This is a genomic window from Micromonospora tarapacensis (assembly GCF_019697375.1).
Classification (GTDB): domain Bacteria; phylum Actinomycetota; class Actinomycetes; order Mycobacteriales; family Micromonosporaceae; genus Micromonospora; species Micromonospora tarapacensis.
Map to the genome: position 1 here is coordinate 4198918 of NZ_JAHCDI010000004.1, position 16551 is coordinate 4215468.

General features: G+C 69.4%; 14 protein-coding genes and 1 tRNA gene. 6 read left to right on the forward strand and 9 right to left on the reverse strand.

The window, feature by feature from the left end; translation table 11 throughout:
• Positions 1-64 precede the first annotated feature (64 nt).
• The 3 genes from KIF24_RS25025 to KIF24_RS25035 are packed head-to-tail and all read left to right on the forward strand — an operon-like array spanning position 65 to position 3847.
• Positions 65-1180: a tyrosine-type recombinase/integrase gene (locus KIF24_RS25025; protein ID WP_221086126.1), complete on the forward strand. Its 1116-nt coding sequence runs from the start codon at positions 65-67 to the stop codon at positions 1178-1180.
• Complete coding sequence (locus KIF24_RS34765; protein ID WP_221086127.1) at positions 1177-3414, forward strand: tyrosine-type recombinase/integrase; 2238 nt, start codon at positions 1177-1179, stop codon at positions 3412-3414. Before KIF24_RS25025 ends, KIF24_RS34765 begins: the two co-directional genes overlap by 4 nt.
• Positions 3404-3847, forward strand: coding sequence for a DUF6262 family protein (locus tag KIF24_RS25035; protein ID WP_221086128.1), 444 nt, complete (start codon positions 3404-3406; stop codon positions 3845-3847). The genes KIF24_RS34765 and KIF24_RS25035 overlap by 11 nt, the downstream gene beginning before the upstream one ends.
• Before the next feature lie 41 nt (positions 3848-3888).
• Here the strand turns inward: KIF24_RS25035 and KIF24_RS25040 are convergent, their stop codons facing one another.
• The 5 genes from KIF24_RS25040 to KIF24_RS25060 are packed head-to-tail and all read right to left on the reverse strand — an operon-like array spanning position 3889 to position 8272.
• Positions 3889-4557: an ATP-binding protein gene (locus KIF24_RS25040; RefSeq protein ID WP_230416930.1), complete on the reverse strand. Its 669-nt coding sequence runs from the start codon at positions 4555-4557 to the stop codon at positions 3889-3891.
• The gene (locus KIF24_RS25045; RefSeq protein ID WP_221086129.1) at positions 4554-6557 is read right to left on the reverse strand and encodes a Mu transposase C-terminal domain-containing protein; all 2004 of its coding nucleotides are present in this window, start codon (positions 6555-6557) and stop codon (positions 4554-4556) included. Before KIF24_RS25045 ends, KIF24_RS25040 begins: the two co-directional genes overlap by 4 nt.
• Positions 6554-7318, reverse strand: a complete 765-nt coding sequence (locus KIF24_RS25050; RefSeq protein ID WP_221086130.1) for a TnsA-like heteromeric transposase endonuclease subunit — start codon at positions 7316-7318, stop codon at positions 6554-6556. The genes KIF24_RS25045 and KIF24_RS25050 overlap by 4 nt, the downstream gene beginning before the upstream one ends.
• Complete coding sequence (locus tag KIF24_RS25055) at positions 7311-7808, reverse strand: relaxase/mobilization nuclease domain-containing protein (protein WP_230415886.1); 498 nt, start codon at positions 7806-7808, stop codon at positions 7311-7313. Before KIF24_RS25055 ends, KIF24_RS25050 begins: the two co-directional genes overlap by 8 nt.
• 50 nt (positions 7809-7858) lie before the next feature.
• Positions 7859-8272: a hypothetical protein gene (locus KIF24_RS25060; protein WP_331461277.1), complete on the reverse strand. Its 414-nt coding sequence runs from the start codon at positions 8270-8272 to the stop codon at positions 7859-7861.
• A 701-nt stretch (positions 8273-8973) separates the two neighbouring features.
• Here KIF24_RS25060 and KIF24_RS25065 point away from each other — a divergent pair.
• Positions 8974-9429, forward strand: coding sequence for a hypothetical protein (locus KIF24_RS25065; RefSeq protein WP_230415887.1), 456 nt, complete (start codon positions 8974-8976; stop codon positions 9427-9429).
• A gap of 29 nt (positions 9430-9458) precedes the next feature.
• A complete protein-coding gene (locus tag KIF24_RS25070; RefSeq protein WP_331461278.1) occupies positions 9459-10877 on the forward strand; it encodes a relaxase/mobilization nuclease domain-containing protein in 1419 nt (472 codons plus the stop codon).
• Between the two features lie 118 nt (positions 10878-10995).
• On the opposite strand, the gene KIF24_RS25075 is transcribed toward KIF24_RS25070, so the two are convergent.
• The 3 genes from KIF24_RS25075 to KIF24_RS25085 form a co-directional block, all read right to left on the reverse strand.
• Positions 10996-12132 (reverse strand): site-specific integrase, encoded by a 1137-nt coding sequence (locus KIF24_RS25075; RefSeq protein ID WP_221086132.1) that lies wholly within the window; start codon positions 12130-12132, stop codon positions 10996-10998.
• Between the two features lie 645 nt (positions 12133-12777).
• Positions 12778-12850, reverse strand: a tRNA-Ala gene (locus tag KIF24_RS25080).
• 92 nt (positions 12851-12942) lie between these two features.
• Positions 12943-13533, reverse strand: a complete 591-nt coding sequence (locus KIF24_RS25085) for a YqgE/AlgH family protein (protein ID WP_221086133.1) — start codon at positions 13531-13533, stop codon at positions 12943-12945.
• A gap of 295 nt (positions 13534-13828) precedes the next feature.
• Between KIF24_RS25085 and mdlC the strand changes: the two genes are divergently transcribed.
• Positions 13829-15424: a benzoylformate decarboxylase gene (gene mdlC / locus KIF24_RS25090; RefSeq protein ID WP_221086134.1), complete on the forward strand. Its 1596-nt coding sequence runs from the start codon at positions 13829-13831 to the stop codon at positions 15422-15424.
• A 145-nt stretch (positions 15425-15569) separates the two neighbouring features.
• Here mdlC and KIF24_RS25095 read toward each other — a convergent pair whose 3' ends face one another.
• Complete coding sequence (locus KIF24_RS25095; protein ID WP_221086135.1) at positions 15570-16529, reverse strand: hypothetical protein; 960 nt, start codon at positions 16527-16529, stop codon at positions 15570-15572.
• Between the last annotated feature and the right edge of the window lie 22 nt (positions 16530-16551).

A 16551-nucleotide genomic window follows, 5' to 3' on the forward strand; every position in this document is an offset into this window, starting at 1 on the left:
TTGTCCGGGATCTCGTCGTGGATGCGATTACCTTCCGCTTTCCATCACGGAAACGGGAGGTGCGATGCGCGTTCAGCGCGTGATCATGCCGGGGTCCGGGCGCGAGTCCTGGACACTGCTGGGCGATGACTTGGTTCCGGTCGAGCCGGTCGAGCGGTTCCTGGCCTTTCTGGCGTCGGCCGAGAGGTCTCCGAACACGATCAAGGCCTACGCCCACGACCTGAAGGACTGGTGGGTGTACCTGTCCCGGCACGGGCTCGGCTGGCAGTCGGTGACGTTGGAGGACGTGGCGGGGTTCGTCGCCTGGCTTCGGCTGCCGCCGGAGGCCCGCGACGGCCTGGTTGCCGTACTGCCAACGGTGGAGCATCACTGCTCGGCAGCTAGCGTGAACCGGAAGCTGGCGGCGTTGACCTCGTTCTGCGAGTTCCATGCCCGCCACGGCGTCGACCTGGCCGGGCTTCTGGTCAGGATGCAGCCCGCCGGGCATCGCCGCTCGGCCACGTCCTATAAGCCGTTCCTGCAGCACGTCGCCAAGAACAAGCCGGAACGTCGGCGCGCGATCACGTTGAAGACCTCACCTCCCCGGCCGAAGATCCTTACCGTCAAACAGGTTCAGGCGATCCTGGACGTCTGCGAACACCTGCGGGACCGCCTACTGTTCGCGATCTTGCTGGACACGGGCGTTCGTATCGGCGAGGCCTTGGGCCTGCGGCACGAGGATATGGGGATCGCCGAGCGCGAGGTCACCGTGATGCCGCGGGACAACGACAACCGTGCGCGCGCCAAAGCCGGCCGGTCCCGCGTGATCCCGGCCAGCCCGGAGCTCATGCGGCTGTATGCCGACTACCTCAACCGCGAGTACGGCGCGCTGGACTCCGACTACGTGTTCGTCAATATCTGGGCCGAGCCGCGCGGCCGTCCGTGGGCCTACCCGGCCGTCTACGACCTGGTTCTGCGACTTCGTGAGCGCACCGGTATCGACTTCGAGCCCCACCAATACCGCCATACCTATGCGACCTGGCTGCTTCGCCGGGGTGCGGGCATGGAGGCGGTGAAGGAACTCCTCGGTCACGCCTCGATCACGACCACGATCGACACGTACGGGCACCTCACGGTCGAGGATGCACGCAAGGCCCTGGAGTCCGCAGGCTGGTTCACCGGGCGGGAGGTCAGCTGGTGAGGGCCGCCGCCGCGAAGCCTACTTCGGGATCGACGCTGGCGAAGCTGATGGCCGTTGTCCGGACGGAGTTTCGGGCCGAGGTCTACGTTCCCGCGCCGAACGACCCCGTGTTCGTCGCCGACCAGTGCATCGTCGCCGACTGCGACCGAACCGCGGAGACGCTTGCGCAACGGCTGTGCGGCGCCCACTCGCAGCGGTTCCGCAAGCGCGGCTACTCCTCGATGGAGGAGTTCCTGGCCGATCCGGGGCCGCCGACACGGGGCCGCAAGGCCCTCGCCGCCTGCGTCATGACGGGATGTCGGCACGGCCGCTGGGACCGGAACGGATTGTGCCGCAAGCACAACGGTTATTGGAAGCGTGCCGGCCAGCCTGACCTGGCCGTCTGGGACGCTCCCGACTTGGCCTGCTCCGGCCCGACGCCAGCGGAGTGCAAACTGCCGTTCTGCGATCTGTGGGTCGACAGTCTCGCGAAGTCGTTCTGTCCTGGGCATTACGACCGCTGGGCTCGGCATGGCCGGCCCGATCTCGAACGGTTCGTCACCGACTGCGAGTTGGTCGGCACCGCCCACATCGATCTGCGAGCTCTGGCCCCACAACCGCGACTGGAGATCCAGTACGCGCTGCAATGCCGACACGACGCCCGCGGCCGCGTCGCGCCTGCTCGCATGGTCACACCCGCCGTCCGGCTCGTCGCGACGCTCGGTATCACCTCGCTGTTGGAGATGAGCGAGCAACAGTGGCGCGCCGCGGCCGCCACCCGACCCAACCAGTCGCTGATCTTCCTGCTCGATGCCCGCTACGGGATCGAGGCCCTGCGCGACGGAATCGGCTGGGAGACCGAATACAGCAGGGATGTCTGGCGGTTGGACAGGCTGCCCGGCATCGCCGGACCCGGCGGGCGCCCGTGTCCCCGGGTCCGGTTGCGGTTCGACCGCATCACCCATCCTCGGCTACGTGAGCTGGGCAAACGGTGGACCCGGCTGCGGCTGACGTCCGGGCTGAGCATCGGCGCGGCCCGCGCCGGCGTCGATGCCCTGACCCGGTTCAGCGACTTCCTCGCCCTGGCCGGTGTCGGCTCGCTCGCCGACATCAACCGGCCGCTGCTGGAACGCTACCTCGCCCATGCGATGTCCCAGCTCGGTGGAAACGACGCGAAGAGACACCGGATCAGCGCACTCAACGTCTTCTTCCAGGCCGTTCGCCAGCACGGCTGGGACGACAGCCTGCCCGGCCGGGCCACCTTCTATCCCGGTGACACACCCCCGATCCGCGCTCAGGTGGACCGCCGGCTGGCGGAGTTCGTCATGGCCCAGGTCGAATCACCGGCCAATCTGGCCCGCTGGTCGGACCTGTCCGCCAAGCTGGTCACCCTGATCCTGACCCGTTGCGGTCTGCGGATCTCGAGCGCCTTGTCGCTCGCGTTCGACTGCGTGGTCCACGACGGGCAGGGCGCCCCCTACCTTCGATACTTCAACACCAAGATGAAACGCGAAGCCGCCGTCCCCATCGACGAAGAACTCGAAGCCGCGATCGGTGAGCAACAACGCGCGGTCCTACGGCGGTGGCCAGACAGGCCGCCGCTGCTGTTCCCACGCGAGCGTTCCAACGTCTCCGGCAACGTCCCGCTCGATCCCGGCACCTACCGCCGGAAGCTGAACGGCTGGCTACAAGCCTGCGATATCCGCGACGAACACGGCTGCCCGGTGCACCTGACACCCCACCAATGGAGGCACACCTTCGCCTGCCGTCTCATCAACCGCGACGTCCCGCAAGAGGTGGTACGAGTCCTACTCGACCACGAGTCACACCGCATGACCAGCCATTACGCCAAGCTCACTGATCAGACCGTGCGTCGCCACTGGCAGGAGGCCACGAAGGTCAACATCAAAGGTGACAGGGTCTCGATCGATCCGGACGGGCCGCTGGCCCAGGCGCAGTGGGCCAAGACCCGCTACGGCATGGCCACACAGACCCTGCCGAACGGCTACTGCGGCCTGCCCCTGCAGAAGAGCTGCCCGCATGCCAATGCCTGCTTGACCTGCCCAGTCTTCCTGACCGGGCCGGAGTTCCTTCCCGAACTACGCGAGCAGCGGCACCGCACGCTCACGCTCATCGACGTCTCCACGAGCAACGGGCAGACCCGGGTGGTCGAGATGAACAAGCAGGTCCTCACCAACCTGGACCGCATGATCGGCGAACTCGACACCGGCACGGAGGCCAACGTTGCGGGCTGACAACTCCCACCACCTGATCATCGCTGCCCGGCGCCGGGCAGCGGCCACCCGCAAACGCGCCGTCACCGCCCTGCGCCGGATGGATACCGCCGGCACACCGATCACCGTCGACGCCGTCGCCAAGCAGGCTCGCGTCTCCCGGTCCTGGCTCTACAGTCAGACGGATCTTCGGGCCGAGATCGAGCGACTCCGCAGCCGCCACCAGAGCGCGGCCGCAGGCCGTCCGGTTCCTGACCGGCAACGCGCCTCCGACGCCTCGCTGCTACGCCGCCTCGAATCCGCCACGGAACGCATCAGGAACCTGGAAACCGAGAACCGGCAGCTGCGTGACGCTCTCGCCTTGGCCCTCGGCGAGCAACGAGCGGCCACCGTTCTTGGCAACACCCGCGACACGCCGAGAAAGAAATCTGCACACATCATCGGACCCTGCTGACCGACAGCGTCGAAGACACGTCCACCATGCATCACCGCAGGTCAGCACGGCGCAAGATCAAAAAGCTCAAGATAACGAGCGGCGAAGTATTTGAGCTGGTCGGAAACCTCGGCGCCGGCTCGGGTGGCGAGGTTGAGGTTGTGGATCTCGTCGACCAGGACCAGTTCGATGCCGGTGTTGGCGCCGGTGGCGCAGACCGCGTTGACGATGTCGGGCATGTTGGCCCGGGCGGAGAACTCCAGGCCATAGAAGCGGGCGAACTCGACGGCGAGCATCTTGGCGGTCGCAGCCGGCGGGACGGTGACATAGGCGACCGGGAGCCGGTGCCGGCTGCCGGGGTGCCGTTTGCGTACGGCGCGTTCGTGGGTGCGGCCGAGCTGAGTCAGCGCGGTGGTCTTGCCGGTGCCGGAGGCGCCGGACAGGATCAGGCCGCGCCGGGCGGAAACCTGCCGCCGGTTGAGCTGGACCAGCAGACGGCCGGTGCCGAGCATCTGTCGGATGATCGGTGTGTTCACCAGCGGCAGTTCGGCGTGATATTCGCGGCGGGCTTCGTCGTGCGCGGCCCGCCGCGAGCGGGTCAGCGCGAGGAGTTGCTCGGCGCTGAGCGTAGCCGGTGGTTCGGGCTGGTAGTCCACGAACCGGCGCCAGCCCTCCTTGGTGGTCGGCGGTTCCTCCGGCGTGATCACATCGTCGTCGGCGACGGTGTTCATATCCACCTTTCTGCTTCGGCGTCGGCGTCAAAGATCCCGAACGGGATGACCTCAGCGTCCGGCGCGGTGGACTCGTCGACGGCCGGGGTTGGGGCAGGCTCGGGCAGTTGAGGCCGGTGGGTGGCTTGACCGGCGCGGGTGCGGGCGGTGATGCGGGCGCTCGCCTTGTCCGGTCCGTGCTCGGCGCGGGTGAGCAGGTCGTCGAGAACCCGGGCGATCTGGGTTTCGGTGGCTTCCCTTCCGGCCAGCCGGCGGGCGTGGCGCCAGGTGAAGTCGGCGAACGGCGCGGACACCATCGGCAGGTGCGTCCACGGGACGGTGATCCAGCCGTCCGGGGTGCGCAGGTGGACCTGGGAGACGTCGTAGGGGTCGTAGTGGACCTCCCACCGGTCACGCTTGGCGACCATTCCGGACCGCTGGTGGCGGTAGGGGCCGAGAGCGGCGGCGTTGTAGGTGCGGTTATCGATCTGGATGCCCTCGTCGGTGATCCGCCTCCATTTGACCGGCAGCAACTCCAGGTAGTCCTCGCCGGACAGGGTCAGCGGGAGGTAGCCGGCGGCGGCGACCAGCGCGGCGTACTTTTCGTTCGGGGTGAGCACCCGGCGAGGCTGGTGTGGGTCACGCAGTTCGTCGTGCGGGCGGTGCTGCCAGCCGACGATGAGCCATTCGTCGAGCAGGTCCTGCAACTCGCCGATGGTCCACTCGCCGGTGACGTCGCGACCGCGCATCGTCGGGTTGCCGCCGGTGTAGCCGGCGACGTGCTGCGCGAACAGGGTCTTGACCGCGTCGTTGGTGGCCTCGACCACGCCCTTGTCGGTCGGGGTGCCCTTGCGGGCCGGCTGGACGGAGATGCCGAGCCGGTCGCAGGCCCGCTCGAAGGTCTCCGAGACAAACACCCGGCCGTGGTCGATGACGATCTGGTCCGGGACGATCACCGGCCTGGCCGCCGCCTCCCGCATGCGGGTGTCGATGTCGACCAGCCGGGCATGCGGCATCCGCGACGCCGACAGTCGCAGCGCGTTTGCCCAGCCCGGGCGCATCGGCTCCGGGACCAGCATCTTGGCCAGCAGCAGCGCCGCGTCGACGGCCTTGGTGCCGACCGGGCGCAACACCGCGGCGCAGATCGTGCGGGTGGCGATGTCAACGGCGATGGTCAGATCGGCCCGGACCGGCAGGCCGTCGTCGAGAACCACCATGACGTCGATCGGGGTGGAGTCGATCTGCACCTGCTCACCCGGGCGGGAGGCGAACGTCGGAGTGAACACCCCACCCGGCCGGTTCGCCATCTGCCGGCGCGTGACCGCCGAGCCGAAGGTGTGCTTGCCGGCGGCGAGCCGGTCGACCAGCTCGTAGAAGGCGCTGCGACGGGGCAGCGGCACGACTCCAGGCCCGTGGATCTCCGCTACCCGTTTGACCACCTGGCGGATCAGGCGGGATCGGGTGCCGGTCGAGGCCTCGGTCTGCGCCGCGATGACCTCCCGGACAACCTCGACCAGTCGAGCGTCGGCCCGGCCGGCGACCTCCCACGTCCGCACCGCCCGCTGATCGACCAGCCCCCACAGCCCTTGGGCGGCGTAGCGCAGCCGCCGGTTTTCGACCGTGCGATAGCTGACGCCCAGCTCGGCGCCCTTGGCCCGCTGCCGCTCGGCCAGGCTGTGCTTCGCCGGGTCGTACTCGGGACTCGGCGTGGCGTCGATCAGCGCGTGCGGCGGCAGCCCGGTCTCAACCTCCACGATGTGACGTTCCCACTGCTTGGCCGCGGCGAGCACGTCCTCGGGCAACGAGTCGAGCAGCCCGAACGGCTCCACGTCCGGTGCCGGGCACCCGTCGATGACCGCGAAGTCGGGCGACGCCATCAGGTGCCCGGCCAGCACCACCTGGTCGGCGCCGCCGGCCTCCGAGCGCAGCCGCACCGACGCCCCGGCCAGCCCCACCACCTGGTGCTCACCGCCGTCGAAGTGCACCCAGTCACCTGGGCGCAGCACCGACCGCGGCGTCACCCGGCCACCGCCGAGCTGACGACGGCGTCCGGGTGCAGCGGCGTGGACAGGTCCGCGTGCAGGACGTGGCGCCAGAGCAGGTGGAACAGCACCGGCAGCACCGCAATCGGATCACCGGCCGCCTCGGCGCCGGCCAGCAGCCCACCAGGCTCGGCGAACACCTGCCGCAGCGTGGCCGCCACCGCCGGCAGATCGTGACGGGGGTGCCGGTAGCCGGCCAGCCAACGCACGTTGCGGACGAGGATCGCATCCAGTGCGCCGACCACACGGTAGTCCCAGCCCAGCTGCTCGCAGGCCGTCCGAGTCCGGGCGAACTTCACCGCGTCCTTCGGTTTGATCCGCTGGATCGGGCGGCAGTCGACCACACAGGCGCCGCCGTCGGCCAGTCGGGCGAAGTAGTCCGGGGCGTGTGAGCGGATCTTGCCCTGCTCGTTGGCCCAGAACAGCCAGAACGGTTGGGATGCCACTGCGACCACGGCCTGGTCGAAGTCCAGCAGCATCAGGTGGTCGCGTTCCAGCCACGACTCGTAGCCGACGTGATGGCCCATCGTCGCCGTCCACCACCGACCGGGGAAATGCTTCTGCCCCTTGTACTGGGGAAACCGCCGCGCCGGGCGGCACCGCTCGAATCGCACCGACCACGCGTCAGCCAACGGAATGCGGTGCTCGATGCCGTCGAGGCCGACGTAGCCGACCTCGAACCCGCCCAGCGGGTCACCGCTCACGCCGCCCGGCACCGGCCGCAGCGTCGCCTCACCCATGCCCGACCCCAGCCGCGGCCGGCGTCCGGATACCCGGGCGCAGCCCGAGGCGTTCCTCGATCTCCCGGGCCACGCTCTGGCAGCGGCGGTAATCGTTGCGCGGCCACACGGTGCGCCCGTCCTGGCGTACCAGCGTGGCGACCAGGTGAACGTGGTCCACGCCGTGACGCACCGCCACCCACCGCACTGCGGCCAGGTCCCCGGCGGGGGCCAACCCGACCCCGTCAAGGAACGCGGCCGCGACCTGCGCCCACTGCTCGTCGGACAGCACCAGGTCATCCGGGTGGTTGTGCACAGAGCAGTGCCAAACCGGCTTGGCTGGCGGGTTGACCCCGGCAAAAACCGGCTGTTCCAGCAGACCAGCCAGCCGGCTCACCGCGCCGGGGGATGACGCCGACGGCAGACCTGCCACCCCGCCGACTGCGGCCGCCGCCCACGCTGCCACCAACCGCTGATCCCGGTGCTCGCCGTACTCACCTGGCCCCAGCAAATACCGCAGCACCTCGCGCACATCCCCGCCGCGCGGCCGGACCCGCGGAATCACGCCGCGACCCGCCGAAGCAGCCCGTGCAGCCGCTCGGCCACCGCGTCCAGCCGCGCCACCACCGCAGCGCAAGCCGCGACGTTACCCCCGGCCGACGGAGCCCGCCCGGCGTCGAGCGCATCGGCGGCACAAACCAGCGCCGTGCGGGCGGCGAACAGATCCCGCTGCACCCGCGCCAGCTCAGCCCGGCTCGGACCGGTCACCGCCGTCTCGACGCCGCGGGCAGCAGCGACCGTGACCTCTCCGGTGTACCCGGTCGACGTCAGCCCTGCCCGCGCTGCAGCCGCCGCCACATCACGCAGTTCCTCAGCGGTCAGCCGGACGTTCACGCTGTACGACCGCCCAGCCGGCACCCGTACCCGGTTGCGAGCCGGCACCGCCGGCGAGTCACTCGGGAGATCGACATTCACGCCGAGGGATTCTGCACCATCGTCGATGCCTGCTCTTGTACGCCCCACAAGGTAGATCCGGACTCCACAAGATCATCCACAACATAGGTCCGGACTCCACAAGGTTCACGCGGACGCGACAGACACGACAACAACCAACGAGCGCGTAATCGCATCTGATCGAACAGGCGGCGGTCCGAGCAAGTTGTAGTACGGGTCACCGGACCTGCCGACCGAGCGCGGTCGGCAGGTCCGGCAACCCGGCGGAACGCTGACCCAGCGGGGTCAGCACGAGAGCAGCACCGTGGACGCCGTAGCGCTGCTACGGCCGAGATCGGGACTGTCTACCGGCCCCTGGACGGCAAATTCGGCCACCGGCTCGCGTCACTTCGGTTCGACGACCAGACCGAAAGCGGACCGTCCGACGGCAGTTCGCCCGCCACATGTTCGTCGTGCAGTGCCGACCGTTGGGCTCCCAATCAGCGAACGAACGTCCGCGTCGGAACCGTCATGCGCACAGATGCTTCCGCTTCCACCACCAGGGCGGAAGTCCTGACAAGTCCGCTTCCGGTCGCGGGCTCTGCTTCCGTCGCCCCGCCCGAACCGGACGCGGAACCGGAGCCTCACCGTTTCCGCCTGCGTGTGGCGCTACCCGTAGCGCTTCCGGTAACCCGGCCGACCGACGTTCAAAAGCACACCAACCATGAAGCGGAGGTGACGAGGTGGACACCAACCCACGGGCGGCGGCAGTGGTTGAAGCGCAGCGCCCGCGCGGCGCGGATCGGCGTCATCAGTTCCCCGGTCGAGGACAGCGGATCAACCTCCGGCTCGACGAGTCCGAGCACAGCGACGTCCTAGAGGCTGCTGCCCGCGCAGGACTCACTCCGACCGGGTTCTGTGCCAATGCCGCGTTGGCCATGGCCCGGGGCACCACCGGTCCCGGCGGCCTGGTTTCCGGTACCGGTGTCACCCGGACGGAACTTGCCGCAATGCAGCGAGACCTGTTCTCCGCGCGTACCGCCGTTACGCGTACCGGCACCAACCTCAACCAGGCGACTGCGGCGCTCAACGCGACGGGCGAGGCGCCCGTCTGGCTCGCGCACGCGATCAAGAGATGCGTGCATGCGCTCGACAAGCTCGACGCTGTCGTGGCTGACATCGACCGGCGGCTGCGCTGATCCCCGCCATCCATCCCCGCGGCACGAACGTGGGCGGCCTGCTTCGCTACCTGTTCGGTCCTGGGAAGATCGAGGAGCACGTCAACCCGCACCTCGTCGCCGCCTGGTCCGGACCCGGCCAACTGCCGTCGCTGGAACCCCCAGCCGGGCCAACCGGCCGCCACGACATCCGGAACCTCGCCAGACTGCTCGAACAGCCGGTACGCGCCGGCAGGAACCCGCCGCAGAAGTTCGTCTGGCACGCCTCCGTCCGAAACCACATCACCGACCGCATTCTCAGCGACAGCCAATGGGCGCACATCGCTGCCGAGATGGTCGCCGCCGTCGGCATCGCCCCACACGGCGACCCGGACGCCGTGCGCTGGGTCGCGGTCCGTCACGCCGACGATCACATCCACATCGTGGCCACGTTGGTACGCCAAGACGGCGAAACCGTCTGGGCCTGGAACGAACGCCTCAAGGCCCAAACCGCCGCCCGCGACCTCGAACAACGCTACGGCCTCCATCAGGTCGGCCCGGTCGACCACACCAGCCACCGCCGCCCCACCGCGGCCGAACAGAACAAGAGCCACCGCCAGGGCCGCCCGGAAATCCCCCGGGACAGGCTCCGCCGCGAGGTACGCGCCGCCGCAGCAGCAGCCATCGACGAGAACGACTTCGTTGACCGGCTCCGGTCGGCAGGCGTTCTCGTGCGGCTGCGGCACAGCACGATTAATCCGGACGAGGTCACCGGCTACGCCGTCGGGCTCCCCGACCACCACACCAGCACCGGCGAGACCGTCTGGTACGGCGGGGGCCGGCTCGCTCCGGATCTCACCCTCCCCCAGCTCCGACGACGCTGGGACTCCGGTCCCGGTATGTCGCCGCACGGCGACGCGCGGCACGCGGGGCAGCCGGGAACCCGACATCGGGCAAATGCCTTCCGCCGGGCAACAACAGCTGCAAACGACGGCGCCCGTCACCTCGCGGGTATGCAGCCCAGCGACTGGGACGGAATCGCATCCCTCGCCGAGGCCGCTGGCGACGTCCTAGCATCCACTGCACGAGCGTTCGAGGGCCGCAGAGGTGGGCCCCTCACCGACGCCTCGGAGACCTTCGACCGGGCGACACGCGAGCCACACCGACGCCGCCCGGGGCGCCTACACCCAGCGTCGGGCCAGCTCCGGTCCATGTCCCGGCTCATCTCGACGGTCGGCCGGCTCACCAGCGACGACGACACCGCCGCAGCTCTACAGCTAGTCCTACGCATGTCGATGATCGCCGACAACGTCGCCACCCTCCGCGAGGCCCAAGACAGGATCCACCAGGCCCGTGCGGCACGAATCGTCGCCGAGCGACTGCGAAGGATCGCCACCGCCTCGCGTTCTCAGGTCCCCCTCCCGGCGGACCGCGCGTACACGGCTGCCGTACGTCCATCGGAAGAGCGGGCGGCAAGACGGACCAGCTGATCGGTTCAGAAATTCAGGCATGTCGACGAAACGCGGCAGGGGGCGAGGCCCGTTCGAGACCTCGCCCCCTGCCGTCTGTAACGCCTTAATCAGTAGTAGCCCCGCAGTCCCAGGATTCCTAGTGGCCGAGCCGTCCCAGGATCGCCTCTTCCATGATCTCAGCGGATCGCCGCTCCGACTCTGGTAGCACGTGAGTGTAGACCTCGTCCGTCATCCTCGCCCGAGCGTGGCCAAGACGCTTCTGCATTGCGTGTCGCGGTACTCCATGATCAGCGCCAACAGTCGCAGACGTGTGCCGGCCGTCGTGCAGCACGATCACCGGTACGCCCGCTGCGATGCAGAGAGCCCGGAACCTGTCGGTGAAATACTTCGGATGGTAAGGCGTACCGTCTTCCTTGCAAAAGACGTACCCGAGTTCCTTATACAGAAGACCAGCATCAGCCATCTCCTTCTGCTGACCGCGCTGGTGATCTGTCAGCACTATGCCCAACGCAGAGCCGAAGAGGATGGACCTCTTGCTCTTGCCCTTCGGCGCCTTCTCAACAACACCGCCCTCGACTTCGCCCGACGCACAGGCGCGCTGCCAGTGGACGTGAACAATCTTGCGCTCCAGGTCGATCTTCGGCCACTTCAACCCCGCCAGTTCTCCGCGGCGCATACCAGCCACGATGACGAGCACCCAGGCTGCGTAGAGTCGATCACCGGCGACGTACTCTAGAAACTGAGCACACTGCTTCGCCGTCCAAATCCCCTTACGGCCATACTCCTCGCGCTCACCCGGGCGAGGCTGCCGCACCCCATCGATCACGACACCAAAGTCCTTGAGCGCCTTCATCAGTGTTCGATGGACGTGCCTGACCGTCTCTGCGGCCAGCCCCGTACCCTTCCTTCCCCCCTTCTTCAACAGATGACGGTAGAAGTCATTGATGACTTGCTTGTCCAGGTCATACAGTCGCCGAGCACCAAGCCGAGGAATAATATACTTCATGATCGCATTGCGGTAGTTACCCAATGTGGTCACCGCAACGTCTAGCTCGCGCTCTTCCAGCCACTTGACCAGTTCTGCGGCGACCGTACCGTCTGCCGCCAACTCGGCTTGGCCGAACTGCTTGCGAGCCAAGTCCTCGGCCTTTAGCGCCTCCTTCTCCGTCTCGAACCCACGGACGAACTTCTGGTTACGCTTGCCGTCATCTCCGCGCGGCAGATCGATGACGTAGTACCAGGTGTTCCGCTTCGAGTCTTGTCGGACGCTCATCGCACGCCCCCGTTCAGCGAGGCGCGGGCGTAAAAAGGTTCATCCGCCGTTGCCCGACGGGCGACGGCCCACCGGCCATAGGCGGCCTCGTACGCCGCTAGACGGCTTGCCGGGACAATCGCGAATGCGACCGGCTGAGCGGCCTGCGATCGTCGGGTCTTAGGGTGGTTCATGGGTTGGACCTCCTGAGTCCAATCAAGGTCCCGGTCAGGTGGTGGAGCACGTGGCCGGGACCGCCTTCTATGCCTAGGCGCGACGATCCGGAGCGCGGTGATCTCACCGCGCTCATCGTGAGCGGCCAGGGTTATCGGGAGCGCTACGGCTGAGAGGGCCATCCCGCGTAGGTACCGCAGAAGCGGCGAGCGGAGGCGTTACGGGGGGACAGGTGGAAATCTGACCGCGCAGCGGCCCTTCTCATCGTCGACCCGCGTCGGGCCGTCGAGGTGCTACGCGTCGGGTACGACGGGGCGTCAGAAACTAGCCCTGTACCTGGATTGCGGACCGCCACCTGTTCCTCCCGTGCTCACAGCCGAGCGCCATGGGAATCAGCGTAACGGATCATTGTGAGCACGGCGGTGAGCACAAGATCGGAATCCATCGAACCAAGTCGATGGATTCCGACCTCCCACCTGCGGTGGAACAAGGTGGAGCCGAGGGGACTCGAACCCCTGACCCCCACACTGCCAGTGTGGTGCGCTACCAGCTGCGCCACGGCCCCCTGCTGTCGCGCCCGGGCCTCCCGGGCACTGGGAGAACTATACACACGCCCGCCGGCATGGTCATCCGGCGGGGTCCGAGGCCGGCGGCGGATCAGTTCAGCGCCACGTCCGGGGGGAAGTGCGCCACCGCGGCCATCATGCCGCCCTGCCGGCGCAGCACCATCGGCCACAGGTCGTCGGGCCGCTCGACGAAGGCGTCACCGGGCAGCGCGTCCAGCACGAACCAGGAGCCGTCCTCGATCTCCTGCTCCAGCTGCCCCGTGCCCCAACCGGCGTAGCCGGCGAAGACCCGGATGCTCTGCACGCTCTCCCGCAGCCGCTGCGGGTCGACCGACAGGTCGAGCGTGCCGACCGCACCGGAGACCTGGTGGAAGCCCTTGAGCCGGCGAACCGGCGAGCGCATCCGAGCCAGGCAGATCGCCGAGTCGGGCTGCACCGGGCCACCCTCGAACAGCACCGCCGGGTCGCGGGCCAGATCACCCCAGTCGCGCAGCACGTCGGCCACCGGCACCTCGGTGGCCCGGTTGAGCACCACGCCGAGCGCGCCGCCGGGTTCGTGCGCGACCAGCAGCACGACCGTACGGTCGAAGTTCGGGTCCTTCAGCCCCGGTGTCGCCACCAGCAGCTTCCCGGTCATCGACTCCGTCGCCCGCCCGCCGATCGCCTGCCCCTCTCCCTGCATCACGCGCACCCGTCAGCCGTGCACTGGGAGGCGGAACCGGTCACGCACACCGACGGCGGGCCGAACCGGTGCCATCCGCACTGTCAATGCCATGCCTGGCACCATAGCCTGCGTCCCCGACCCTGGCGAAGGTCTGGCGGTCGGGTGATCGACAGACCCGGTGGAGGCCGGTCGGCGCCGGGCATCGTCCACGACCGCCGCCGGGGCGGCGGCGGTAGACGTGCGGAAGAAGCCGGCCGCGGAGCAGCGCCGAAATGCCCTCTATACCGGAGTTGCCCCGATAGATTCGGTGACGATGGCAACGGTCCGCGACACCACCTACGACCTGCTCCGGGCCCTGGGCATGACCACCGTCTTCGGTAACCCCGGTTCCACCGAGGAGCCGTTCCTGCATGCCTTCCCCGACGACTTCCACTACGTGCTCGCGCTGCACGAGGCGTCCGCGGTCGGCATCGCCGACGGTTACGCCCAGATCACCGGAGCCCCCGTGCACGTCAACCTGCACACGGCGCCGGGCACCGGCAACGCCATGGGCAACATCGTCACCGCCTGGCACAACCGGACCCCGCTGATCGTGACTGCCGGGCAGCAGACCCGGGAGATGCTGCTGCTCGAACCCCGGCTCACCGCCCGGCACCCCACCGAGCTTCCCCAGCCGTACGTCAAGTGGGCACACGAGCCGGTCCGGGCCCAGGACGTCCCGGCGGCACTCATGCGGGCGTACGCCACGGCGATCCAGCCGCCCAGCGGGCCGGTCTTCCTCTCGCTGCCGCTGGACGACTGGGCCCAGCCCACCGACCCTCCCCCGCAGGCCCGCACGGTGGCCACCCGGTTCGCCCCCGACCCGGAGCGCCTGCGCCAGTTCGCGGCGACGCTGGCGACCAGCCGGTCACCGGCCCTGGTGTTCGGCGCCGCGGTGGACCGGGCCGGCGCCTGGACGGCCGCGGTCGCCCTGGCCGAGCGGCTCGTCGCCCCGGTCTGGTCGGCGCCCGCCCCCGAACGGACCGCCTTCCCCGAGGAGCATCCGCACTTCCAGGGTGTGCTGCCGTTCGCGACCGGCCCGCTGGCGAAGAAGCTGCGCGGGCACGACACGGTGCTGGTGGTCGGCGCCCCGGTGTTCCGTTACTACCCGCATGTGCCGGGCGAGACGCTGCCGGACGGCACCCGGCTGTTGCACGTGACCGACGATCCCGAGGAGGCGGCCCGCGCTCCGGTCGGCGACAGCCTGCTCGGCGACGCCGGCCTCACCCTCGCCGCATTGGCCGACCTGATGCCGCCGGCCGACCGGCCACCACCACCGGTCCGGCCCGCACCGTCCCCGGTGGAGTACTCCGTCCCGCTCAGCGCCGACGCGCTGTTCGCCACCCTGGCCGCGCACTGGCCCGAGGACGGGGTGCTGGTGCAGGAGTCGCCGTCCAACCTGTCGGCGTTGCGCCGCCAGCTGCGGTTCAACACACCTGGCTCGTACTTCACCATGGCCAGCGGTGGTCTCGGCTACGGGCTGCCGGCGGCCGTCGGCATCGCGCTCGCGCAGCGCGACACCGGCCGCCACCGGCCGGTCGTGGCGGTGATCGGCGACGGTTCGTTCCACTACTCCGTGCAGGCCCTGTGGACCGCCGCCCAACTGCGGCTGCCGCTGGTCGTCGTGGTTCCGGTCAACCAGCAGTACGCCATCCTCAAGGCGTTCGCCGAACTCAAGCACACCCCGGGCGTACCCGGGCTGGACCTGCCGGGCCTGGACGTCGCCGCGATCGCCCGCGGCTACGGATGCGCCACCACGGTCGTCGACGCGCCCGACCGGCTCGGCGAGGCCATCGCCGCGGCGGTGCGCGCGGACGGGCCGACGGTGCTGCCGGTGCCGATCCGCACCGAGGTACCGCCGATTCTCTGAGACCGGCGGCGAATTTGCGGGCGTCGCGCCGGACTCGCCGGGACCATGCCGCCGCAGTTCGCCGCCGCCTGGGCCGCGCTCGCCGGGCGGGGACGGTGGTGCCGCACCGACGCCGTCCCGGGCCGGACGGCGTCGGTGCGGACGGTCAGCCTGCTGCCAGCCGCAGTGGTGCGCCGGTGAGCACGTCGAGGACCGGACGGGCGTCCAGCGGTGCCCGCAGTTGCACCACGACCGGTTCCAGCCTGAGCATGTCGTCGCAGGCAACGCCGGTGGCCCGCAGGATGCTGCCACCGACCACGACCACGTGGTCGTGCTCCCGCACCAGCGGGGTGATGCCGGTGTCGCAGCTGCCCACACCGAGCCGGTAGGTCAGCGTCGCCCCGTCGATCGCCCTGATGTCCTGCGCGCCGACCAGATCCGCCGGTGCCGGCGCGGTCGGGGCGACCGGCTCGGGCACGGCGCCGACCGCGTGCGGCGCTACCGCGACCCGGGCCACCACGGCACTGATCTCTGCCACGCTGAACAGCCACGCCGGCACCTGCACCGTGCCGCGGGTGGTGTGCATCGGCGCCGTGCCAGGTTCGACCTTCGTGACGGTGAGCGGGATGCAGGCGGCCTGCGGCTCGCTGCTCACCGGGTCGTCCGGGGCGGCCGGCGCATCCGGTGGGTTGGCCGGCGGCGGCGTGCCGGGCTCCTTCGGTCGTCCCGGGCAGGGCGGCGGGTCACCCTGGTCGAGCTGCCGGTACGCCTCCGCCGCGGTGATCAGTGGCACGCGCAGCTCACCGTCCGGAAAGCGGATGGTGCCGGCGCGCTGCCCGGTCGGCAGGTCCGTCTGCCGGCGGTACCAGCCGGCGTGGAAGGCCAACTTGGTCTCGTCGGTGAACTCGGGTTCGCCGACGAGCACCGTGGCGTCCTGGAGCGGCACGTAGCCGGTGCTCCACGCCGCACCGGGGTGCCACGCCTCGGCGACCGCCGCCGCCCGCTCGTCGAACGCCTCGTGACGGTTGTCCGGGCTGGCGGCGCTGCCCGGTTCGGTGTCCGCCGGGGCGCAGCCGGCGACGATCATCATCAGCGGCAGACCCAGCAGGGCGACTGTTCGACGCATACCTGTCTGACGGGCCGGCGGG

Coding starts and splice junctions, on each gene's coding strand:
- KIF24_RS25025 (WP_221086126.1), top strand. CDS start 65: ATGCGCGTTCAGCGCGTGATCATGCCGGGGTCCGGGCGCGAGTCCTGG.
- KIF24_RS25040 (WP_230416930.1), bottom strand. CDS start 4,557: ATGAACACCGTCGCCGACGACGATGTGATCACGCCGGAGGAACCGCCG.
- KIF24_RS25050 (WP_221086130.1), bottom strand. CDS start 7,318: ATGGGTGAGGCGACGCTGCGGCCGGTGCCGGGCGGCGTGAGCGGTGAC.
- KIF24_RS25075 (WP_221086132.1), bottom strand. CDS start 12,132: ATGAGCGTCCGACAAGACTCGAAGCGGAACACCTGGTACTACGTCATC.
- KIF24_RS25085 (WP_221086133.1), bottom strand. CDS start 13,533: ATGCAGGGAGAGGGGCAGGCGATCGGCGGGCGGGCGACGGAGTCGATG.
- mdlC (WP_221086134.1), top strand. CDS start 13,829: ATGGCAACGGTCCGCGACACCACCTACGACCTGCTCCGGGCCCTGGGC.
- KIF24_RS25095 (WP_221086135.1), bottom strand. CDS start 16,529: ATGCGTCGAACAGTCGCCCTGCTGGGTCTGCCGCTGATGATGATCGTC.